This window comes from Nostocoides japonicum T1-X7 (assembly GCF_001046855.1).
GTDB classification, from domain to species: domain Bacteria; phylum Actinomycetota; class Actinomycetes; order Actinomycetales; family Dermatophilaceae; genus Nostocoides; species Nostocoides japonicum.
In genome coordinates this window covers 3,542,435-3,551,460 of the sequence record NZ_HF570958.1, presented here as the reverse complement: position 1 = coordinate 3,551,460, position 9,026 = coordinate 3,542,435, and the positions used below count along the sequence as shown (strand labels likewise).

Below are 9,026 nucleotides of genomic sequence, written 5' to 3'. Positions count from 1 at the left end.
CCCTCGCCCCCCAGCCGCCCCGCCGGGTCCCGCACACGGCGGCCCGCCTCGAGGGCCGCGGCTGGGTGACCCGCGAGGCGTGCCTGTCCGACCGGCGCGGCGTCGAGCTGGTCCTCACCGCCGACGGTCGCGAGGCTGTCGAGGAGATGGCCCGGGTCCATGTCGCGAGCGTCCGCGAGCACCTCGTCGACCTCGTGAGCCGCGAGGAGCTGCTCGGCCTCGGACGAGCGATGTCGCGTGTGCGCGACCTCGGCTGCGCCCAGGCCCGGGCCGCCGGTCTCGTCCCGGACGCGGACTCCGACGGCGCCGGATGCGGGGGCGTCACCGACCCTGACCGGGCCGCCGCCTCCGAGCCCCCGCCCTGTCCTGGCGCACCCGCAGACGTCGTCCGAGCCGCCGACTCCGATCTGGTCGCCGGTCCGGGGACGACCGAAGACTCCGGCCGGAGCGCCGAGCAGGCCTGACCGGCCCGGGCGACATCGTTGCGGCCGGGCCGGATTCCGCCGGGGGAAGGGGACGCGGCCAGAATGGGGCCATGACGGCATACCCCTTCGACGCCCCCGAGTCCGCGGCCCTCATGAAGCGCGCCGAGCAGGTCATCCCGGGAGGGGTCAACTCGCCGGTCCGCGCGTTCCGCTCCGTCGGCGGGACGCCCCGGTTCATCGTGTCGGCCAAGGGTCCGTGGCTCGTCGACGCCGACGGCCGCCGCTACGTCGACCTCGTCGCGTCCTGGGGGCCGATGATCCTCGGACATGCCCACCCGGCCGTCGAGGAGGCGGTGCGGGAGGCCGCGGGGAAGGGCTTCTCCTTCGGTATGCCGTCGGAGAACGAGGTCGCGCTCGCCGAGGAGATCGTCGCCCGGGTCGCGCCGGTCGACCAGGTGCGGCTCGTCTCCAGCGGCACCGAGGCGACGATGAGCGCCATCCGGCTGGCCCGCGGGTTCACCGGCCGGACGCTGGTCGTCAAGTTCGCCGGCTGCTACCACGGCCACGTCGACAGCCTCCTCGCCTCGGCGGGCTCCGGGGTCGCGACCCTCGCCCTCCCGGACAGCGCCGGGGTCCCCGCGGACTCCGCGGCGGAGACGATCGTCGTGCCCTACAACGACGTCGCGGCCGTCGAGGCGGCGTTCGCCGAGCGGGGCGACCAGATCGCGGCGCTCATCACCGAGGCCGCGGCGGGCAACATGGGCGTCATCCCCCCCGAGCCCGGGTTCACCGAGGCACTGCGGCGGATCACGAGGGAGCACGGGGCCCTGTTCATCAGCGACGAGGTGATGACGGGCTTCCGGTGCAGCCCCGCCGGCTGGTACGGCCTCGAGGGCCCGTATGCCGACGGCGCGCCCGACCTGTTCACCTTCGGCAAGGTCATGGGCGGCGGCTTCCCGGCCGCGGCGTTCGGTGGGCGGGCGGACATCATGGCCCTCCTCGCGCCGACCGGCCCGGTCTACCAGGCTGGGACGCTGTCGGGGAACCCCGTCGCGACCGCGGCCGGGCTCGCGACGCTGCGCGGCTGCACCCCGGAGGTCTACGACCGGCTGGGCGTCGTCTCGCGGACCATCGCCGACGCCGCGGCGGAGGCGCTCACCGCAGCCTCGGTCCCACATACCGTCCAGTGGGCCGGGTCGATGTTCAGCGTCTTCTTCCGCGAGGGACCGGTCCGTTCCTACGACGACGCGAAGGCCCAGGACACCGCGGCGTTCGGCGCGTTCTTCCACGCGATGCTCGCGGCCGGCGTCCACCTGCCGCCCTCGGCGTTCGAGGCGTGGTTCGTCGGCGCATCGCACGACGACGAGGCCGTCGGCCGGGTCGTCGAGGCGCTGCCGGGTGCCGCCCGGGCCGCCGCCACGGCCACCTCCTGAGCACCGTCCCGGCCACTCAGACTCGTTTGCGACAATCGCCGGCATGACCTCGGCCGACCCCGTCCGCACGACGGTCCACCTCGTGCGCCACGGTGAGGTCCACAACCCCGACCGCGTCCTCTACGGGAGGCTCCCTGGCTACGGGCTGTCCGACCTCGGACGCGAGATGGCCCGGCTCGCGGCGGCCCACCTCGCGGAGCGGGACGTCGTCGAGGTCGTCTCCTCCCCGCTGGAGCGGGCGCAGCAGACCGCGCGGCCCATCGCCGAGGCCCACGAGCTGCCGGTCGGCACCGACGAGCGGCTCACCGAGGCCGAGAACGCCTTCGAGGGCCGCAACGTCGCCGGGGGCAAGGGGCTGCTCCGGGAGCCGCGGATGTTCAAGTACTTCCTCAACCCGACGAAGCCGTCGTGGGGCGAGCCGTACGTCGACCTCGCCCGGCGGATGCGAGCGGCCATCGACGACGCACGCGCCCGGTCGCGGGGGCACGAGAGCGTCCTCGTCTCCCACCAGGCGCCCATCTGGATCTGCCGGTGCGCGCTCGAGGGCCGCCGGCTGTGGCACGACCCCCGCCGGCGCGAGTGCACGCTCGCCTCCGTCACGAGCCTCACGTATGCCGACGACCACCTCGAGTCCATCGACTACGCCGAGCCGGCCGCGAGCCTGCTCGCCCAGGCGGTACCGGGAGCAGGGGCATGACGCGACCGCACCGGACCATCGGTGCCGGCCCGAGGGGCGTGCGCCGCGTCCCGACAGGGGCCCGGCTCGTCGCGGCGGGACTCCTCGCCGCCGCGGTGCTCGCCGGCTGCTCGTCGAAGGACGCGAACTCCGTGGCCCAGCAGGCCAAGCAGGGCGACAACAAGGGCTACATCTCCGGGGACGGCACCGTCGAGCGGATCGCGGTCTCGAAGCGGGCCGCTCCCGTCGTGCTGTCCGGGAAGACGCTCGACGGCTCCTCGTGGAGCTCGGCCAGCGTCCGAGGCAAGGTCGTCGTCGTCAACGTCTGGGGGGCGTGGTGCGGACCCTGCGTCGCCGAGGCGCCCGCCCTCCAGAAGGCGTGGGCGGGCTTCGAGAAGTCCGGGAAGCCGGTCCGGTTCGTCGGCATCGACTTCCGTGAGCCGGCGGAGCAGGGGCTCGCCTTCACCAAGAAGCACGACATCACCTACCCGTCCCTGAGCGACGACGCCGGGGTTCTCGTCCTCGCCCTCCAGGGCAAGGCGTCGGCGACACCCTCGACCCTCGTCCTCGACACGAAGGGCCGGATCGCGGCACGGGTCCTCGGGCCCGTCGACGCGACGACGCTCACCGGGCTCGTCGACGACGTCCTCGCGGGGGACTCAGCGTGACGCCTGCCCTCGCCGTGCCGGTCGACGCGGGGTCGACGGTCAGCGGGGGAGCTCTGCCGCTCGCCGTCGCCGTGGCCGGCCTCGCCGGCCTCGTCTCCTTCGCCTCGCCGTGCGTCCTCCCGCTCGTTCCGGGCTTCCTCGGCTACGTCACCGGGCTGTCGGACGTCGCGCTCGAACGACGCTCCCGGGGTCGGTTGCTCCTCGGGGCGTTCCTCTTCGTCGCCGGGTTCAGCGTCGTCTTCATCCTCAGCTCGATCTTCATCACCTCGCTCGGCCGAGGGCTCGTGGTCCACCGCGAGGTCCTCATGCGGATCGGCGGCGCCGTCGTCCTCGTCATGGGGATCCTCTTCCTCCTCGGCGCGGGGACCCGCGAGGTGCGCGTCGGGTGGCGACCGCGGGCCGGCCTCGCCGGCGCACCGCTCCTTGGCGCCGTCTTCGGGCTCGGGTGGACGCCGTGCACCGGGCCCGCCCTCGCCGCCGTGCTCGCCATGGCGTCGAGCACGACCGACCCGAGCGTGACCCGCGCGGTCGTCCTCGCGGCGGCATACTGCCTCGGCCTCGGGCTGCCGCTCCTGCTCATCGCCGCGAGCGTCGAGCGGTTCTCCGGCCTGTCGGCGTGGGTGCGCCGCCACCAGCAGGCGATCCGCGTCGTCGGCGGACTCGTCCTCGTCCTCGTCGGGCTCCTCCTCCTCACCGGCGTCTGGGAGACCCTCAACCGGTGGGTGCAGACCGAGCTCGTCACGAGGTTCCAGGTGCCGATCTGATGGCTCGCGACCTGCCCCGCAAGGACCGCACGATCGTCCAGCCCCGCCTCGGGCCGGTCGGCTGGCTCCGGTTCCTCTGGCGGCAGCTGACGAGTATGCGGACGGCGCTCCTCCTGCTCCTCGCGCTCGCCGTCGCCGCGCTGCCCGGCTCGGTCCTGCCCCAGCGCAGCATCGACGCGACGCGGACGACGGCCTGGCTCGAGGAGCACTCGACGATCGGACCCGTCCTCGACCGGTTCGGCTTCTTCAGCGTCTACGCCTCGCCGTGGTTCGCCGCGATCTACCTGCTCCTGTTCGTCTCCCTCGTCGGCTGCGTGCTGCCGCGGTCGAGACAGCACTGGCGGGCCATGCGGGCGGCTCCGCCACGGACCCCCAAGCGGCTCGAGCGGCTCCCGGCCCATGCGACGGCGACGGTCGAGAGCGATCCGGAGACGGTCCTCGCGGCCCTCCGCTCGACCCTGCGCCGCCGGCGCTACCGGGTCCACGCCTACGACGAGTCGTCGCTGAGCGCCGAGGGCGGCTACCTCAAGGAGACGGGCAACCTCGTCTTCCACCTCGCGCTCCTCGGCGTCATCGTCGGCGTCGCCATCGGGCACATCTGGGGCTGGAAGGGCGACGTCATCCTTCCCCAGGGCCAGACCTTCGCGAACACCCTCATCCGCTACGACACCTTCAGCCCCGGGCCGTGGGTCGACCCCGACGACCTGCGTCCCTTCACGCTGACGCTCGACCGGATGGAGGCGCGGTTCGAGGAGACGACGAAGGGGTCGGGCCAGTTCGGGACGCCCCGCGACTTCACGGCATACGTGAAGATCGCCGACCAGCCCGGCGAGACCCCCCGGCCGGCGACGATCAAGGTCAACCAGCCGCTGAGCGTCCCCGGGGGCACGGCATTCCTCCTCGGCAACGGCTACGCGCCCGTCGTGACCGTCAAGGACGCCAAGGGCGAGGTGCTCTACCACGACGCGACGCCCTTCCTCGCGCAGGACAACAACTACAAGTCGGTCGGCGCCATCAAGGTCCCCGCAGCCTCCCCGAAGGAGCTCGGCTTCACCGGCTTCTTCCTGCCGACCGCCTCGCTCTCGGACTCCGAGGGGCCCGTGTCACTCTTCCCCGACGCCCTCAAGCCGGCGCTCGTCCTCACCGCCTACGAAGGGACCCTCGCCCCCGGGGGCCGGCCGCAGTCGGTCTACACGCTCGACACCTCCGAGCTGACCCAGCTGAAGAAGCCGGGCACCACCCAGCCCCTCACCATCTGGCTCGAGCCCGGGCAGACCTACACGCTGCCCGGAGGTCGCGGGACGATCACCTTCGACTCCGTCGAGCGGTTCGCCGGGATCTCCATCCGCCACGACCCCGGCAAGTGGCTCACCCTCGGCTCGGCGCTCCTCATGGTCGCGGGGCTGCTCGCCTCGCTCCTCGTGCGCCGGCGGCGCGTGTTCGTCCGGGTGTCGCCCGTCGAGGCGGGGGGCTCTACCCTCGTAACCGTCGGCGGTCTCGCCAAGGACGACGACGAAGGGATGCCCGACGTGCTGCAGTCGGTCCTCGACTCCCTCACCGCAGCGCCCGGAGAGAGACGATGAACGAGAACCTGGCCACCAACGCCAACCTCGCGATGTACTCGGCGATGGCTGTCATCACCCTGTCGATGCTCGCCTATGCGCTGTACCTCGCCGGCCTCGTCCCGGCACGGACCGCCTCCCGCGACGCCCAACGCAGCGAGGTCCTCGTGGGCGCCGAGGGCGAGACGCCGTCACCGCCGGCCGCGACGCCGCCGGGTGCCCTCGCCGGCTCCGACGAGGTGCCGCTGCGGGCCCGCAAGGCCGGCGCGATCGCCCAGCTGCTCGCGGGTCTCGGGGCGCTCCTGCTCGTCGCCTCGGTCGCCCTGCGCGGGCTCGCGGTCCACCGCTGGCCGCTGGGGAACATGTACGAGTTCGGCACGTTCGCCGCGATGTCGGTCATGGTGTTCTTCGTCGCCTGGTCGACGCGACGCGACCTGCGGTGGCTCGGGCTCTTCATCACCGCGCCCGTCCTCCTCCTGTGCGGCCTCACGACGACCGTCTGGTACACCCAGGCCTCGGGCGTCATGCCGGCCCTCCAGTCGTACTGGCTCGTCATCCACGTGACGATCGCGACGATCTCCGTCTCCGTGTTCACCCTCGGTGCGGCCGTCGCCGTGCTCTCGCTCGTCCAGGCCCGGGTCGAGACGTCGGGCAAGCCGTCGCTCCTGGACCGGCTGCCGTCGTCGAAGGCGCTGGAGCGGATGGCATACGGCTTCCATGTCGTCGGCTTCCCGCTGTGGACCTTCACCGTGATCGCCGGCGCCATCTGGGCCCGGCAGGCGTGGGGCTCCTACTGGAACTGGGACCCCAAGGAGGTCTGGAGCTTCATCATCTGGGTCGTCTACGCCGCCTACCTCCACGCCCGGGCGACGAGCGGCATGCGACGCACCCAGGCCACCTGGATCGCCCTCGCCGGGTTCGCCTGCATCATCGTCAACTACGCGATCGTCAACGTGTACTTCGTGAGCCAGCACAGCTACTCGGGGCTGTGAGTCGATGGTCCGCTACACCCTGCTGCGCTTCCTCGTCTTCTTCGGCTGCCTCGCGCTGCTGTGGCTCCTCGGGCTCCGCAGCCGCGACGAGGAGGTGTGGCTCGTCGCCGGTGCCGCCGTGCTGTCGCTGGCGATCTCCTTCGTCGTGCTCCGGCCCTTCCGCAACGAGGCGAGCGAGACGATCCAGCGCCGGGTCGACGCCCGTCGCGAGGCGATGGAGCGCAAGGCGGCGGCGAGCGCCGCGGGCCGGGACGCCGCGGAGGAGGACGCCGAGGACGAGGTCGGGCGCACCCGGTCGACCCCCGACGACTTCCGCTGAGGCGCACTCGCCCCTCGCCGGTCTGCGGTCCCCTCTTCGCACGTGCCGAGTTGTTGCTGTCGAGCTCGCGTTGAGACGACATCTTCTCGGCACGTGCGGGGACCCTTCTCGCACGTGCCGAGTTGTTGCTGTCGAGATCGCGTCGGGACGACATCTTCTCGGCACGTGCGGGATGCCGGCCCGGGGGAGCCCGGTCTGGTCAGCCGCTGACGGCGAGACCGATCGCGAGGAGCACGGCGTAGGCGAGCTCGAACCGGCCCGTCGCGACGAGGACGGGGACGAGGTCGCGGCCGGTCGCCCCGGACCAGAGCCGGCGCAGCGGTCCGACGACGACGGCGAACGCCGCGAGCGCGAGGGCGGCCCACGGCATACCGAGGAGGACGATCCCCGCGAGGGCGGCCAGCGCGACGACGACGAGGAGGGTGTAGACCGCGCGGGTGCGCCGGTCGCCGAGGCGCACGGCGAGCGTGCGTTTGCCGGAGAGGGTGTCGCCCGGGATGTCGCGCAGGTTGTTGGCGACGAGGAGGGCGCTCGCGATGGCCCCGACCCCGACGGCCGCGAGCAGCCCGGCCCACGTCACCGTCCCGGACTGGGAGTAGAGCGTGCCGAGCGTCGCGACGAGCCCGAAGAAGACGAAGACGTATGCCTCGCCGAGGCCGCGGTACCCGTACGGGTTGTCGCCGCCGGTGTACCGCCACGCCGCGAGGATCGCGAGGACGCCGACGGGCAGCAGCAGCCAGGCGCCGGACAGGGCCACGAGGGCGAGGCCGGCGAGCGCCGCGCAGGCGAAGCTGCCGAACGCGACGATCCGCACGTTGCCGGGGTCGGCGAGGTGCTGGCCGACGAGGCGGACCGGGCCGACCCGCTCGGCATCGGTGCCGCGGACGCCGTCGGAGTAGTCGTTGGCGTAGTTCACGCCGATCTGGAGGAAGAGGGCGACGAGGAGGGCGAGGAGGGCGAGACCTAGGCTCTCCTCGTCGATCGCGTATGCCGCGCCGGTCCCGGCGACGACGGGGGAGACGGCGGCGGGGAGGGTGCGCGGGCGGGCGCCGGCGACCCACTGGCGGGGAGTGGCCATGTGCGGTGGTGACTCGCTCTCGGGCTCAGAGGCGGCGCAGGAAGTCGGGATCGTCGTCGGGACCCATCGGCCGGGACAGGGTGCGTCCCGAGCCTCCGCCCCCGGGATGCCCGGTGGGGCGGCCGGCGACGAACCAGGCGACGGCGCCGAGGATCGGCAGGAGCACGATGACGGCCACCCACACGAGCTTCGGCAGGGCACGGACCTCCGTCGACGGTGTCTGGAGGCACTCGACGAGCGCCCAGACGATGACCGCCAGGACGAGCAGGAGGGGAAGGTACCGCACCACGTCTCTATTGTCCCATGGTGAACCAGGTGGCGATGGCACTCCGGTCGGGCTTGCCGGGGCCCCGGGTGGGGAGGTCGGCGGCGACGATGAGGCGCCGCGGCAGGGCGTATGCCGGGAGCGCGTCACGCAGCGCCGAGCGGACGTCGGCGAGACCGGGCGGCCGCGTCGCCCCGTCCGTGTCGACGACGAGGGCCGCGCTGACGACCTGGCCCCACTCGGCGTCGGGTGCCCCGACGACGACGGCCTCCCGGACCCCGGGCACGTGCCGCAGGAGGGCGTCCTCGACGACGCGAGGCGCGACCTTCAGGCCTCCCGTCGTCACGAGATCGTCGAGCCGCCCGTCGACGTGGAGTCTCCCGTCCTCGTCGAGGTGGCCGGCGTCGTCGGTGCGGAACCAGCGCTCGGAACCCGCCGGGTCTTCGACGAAGGCGCCCGCCGGGTCGCCGGCGAGGTAGCCGCTCGCGAGCGTCGCCCCGCCGAGGAGCACCCGGCCGTCCTCGATCCGGACCCGGCTCACCGGCAGGGGCCGTCCCGCATACACGCAGCCGCCGGACGTCTCGCTCATGCCGTACGTCGGGACGAGGGTGACCCCCGCGGACGCTGCCCGTTCGGCAAGGCTGGGTGGGGTCGCGGCGGCGCCGACGAGGACTCCGTCGTACGTGGCGAGGGCGGCCGCCGCGGCCGGCTCGTCGAGGAGCCGGGCGACCTGGGTCGGCACGAGGGCGGTGTAGCGCCGCGTGCCCGAGGCCGTCGACGCCTCGTGACGGCGGGCCCCCTCCACCACCAGCGCCGGGGGGGGGGCCGCCGCGGGGGGGCGGGG

At 73.4% G+C, this 9,026-nt stretch carries 11 protein-coding genes; 8 read left to right on the top strand and 3 right to left on the bottom strand.

The annotated features are described in order from the left end of the window. The 8 genes from BN12_RS23450 to BN12_RS15995 form a co-directional block, all read left to right on the top strand. Positions 1–464, top strand: a 464-nt coding sequence (locus BN12_RS23450; RefSeq protein ID WP_407667804.1) for a MarR family winged helix-turn-helix transcriptional regulator, incomplete at its 5' end; no start/stop codon positions are given. A 71-nt stretch (positions 465–535) separates the two neighbouring features. Further along, positions 536–1,858, top strand: coding sequence for a glutamate-1-semialdehyde 2,1-aminomutase (gene hemL, locus BN12_RS16025; RefSeq protein WP_048554016.1), 1,323 nt, complete (start codon positions 536–538; stop codon positions 1,856–1,858). Positions 1,859–1,901: 43 nt separating this feature from the next. Further along, positions 1,902–2,555: a histidine phosphatase family protein gene (locus BN12_RS16020; protein WP_048554014.1), complete on the top strand. Its 654-nt coding sequence runs from the start codon at positions 1,902–1,904 to the stop codon at positions 2,553–2,555. Continuing rightward, positions 2,552–3,202 (top strand): TlpA family protein disulfide reductase, encoded by a 651-nt coding sequence (locus BN12_RS16015; protein ID WP_083454701.1) that lies wholly within the window; start codon positions 2,552–2,554, stop codon positions 3,200–3,202. Before BN12_RS16020 ends, BN12_RS16015 begins: the two co-directional genes overlap by 4 nt. Then, positions 3,199–3,966 (top strand): cytochrome c biogenesis CcdA family protein, encoded by a 768-nt coding sequence (locus BN12_RS16010; RefSeq protein ID WP_235432430.1) that lies wholly within the window; start codon positions 3,199–3,201, stop codon positions 3,964–3,966. The genes BN12_RS16015 and BN12_RS16010 overlap by 4 nt, the downstream gene beginning before the upstream one ends. Continuing rightward, on the top strand, positions 3,966–5,549 hold the full coding sequence (gene resB / locus BN12_RS16005) for a cytochrome c biogenesis protein ResB (RefSeq protein ID WP_048554012.1): 1,584 nt from the start codon (positions 3,966–3,968) through the stop codon (positions 5,547–5,549). The genes BN12_RS16010 and resB overlap by 1 nt, the downstream gene beginning before the upstream one ends. Further along, positions 5,546–6,520, top strand: coding sequence for a c-type cytochrome biogenesis protein CcsB (gene ccsB / locus BN12_RS16000; protein WP_048554010.1), 975 nt, complete (start codon positions 5,546–5,548; stop codon positions 6,518–6,520). Before resB ends, ccsB begins: the two co-directional genes overlap by 4 nt. Before the next feature lie 4 nt (positions 6,521–6,524). Continuing rightward, entirely contained in the window at positions 6,525–6,839 is a 315-nt protein-coding gene (locus BN12_RS15995; RefSeq protein WP_048554008.1) for a DUF4229 domain-containing protein, read from the top strand. A 199-nt stretch (positions 6,840–7,038) separates the two neighbouring features. Here BN12_RS15995 and BN12_RS15990 read toward each other — a convergent pair whose 3' ends face one another. The 3 genes from BN12_RS15990 to BN12_RS24610 all read right to left on the bottom strand — a co-directional run. Continuing rightward, positions 7,039–7,917, bottom strand: a complete 879-nt coding sequence (locus tag BN12_RS15990; protein ID WP_048554006.1) for a 1,4-dihydroxy-2-naphthoate polyprenyltransferase — start codon at positions 7,915–7,917, stop codon at positions 7,039–7,041. 25 nt (positions 7,918–7,942) lie between these two features. Next, the gene (locus tag BN12_RS15985) at positions 7,943–8,206 is read right to left on the bottom strand and encodes a PLDc N-terminal domain-containing protein (RefSeq protein ID WP_048554005.1); all 264 of its coding nucleotides are present in this window, start codon (positions 8,204–8,206) and stop codon (positions 7,943–7,945) included. A 4-nt stretch (positions 8,207–8,210) separates the two neighbouring features. After that, a partial coding sequence (locus BN12_RS24610; RefSeq protein ID WP_162233093.1) for an AMP-binding enzyme occupies positions 8,211–9,026 on the bottom strand: 816 nt, incomplete at its 5' end.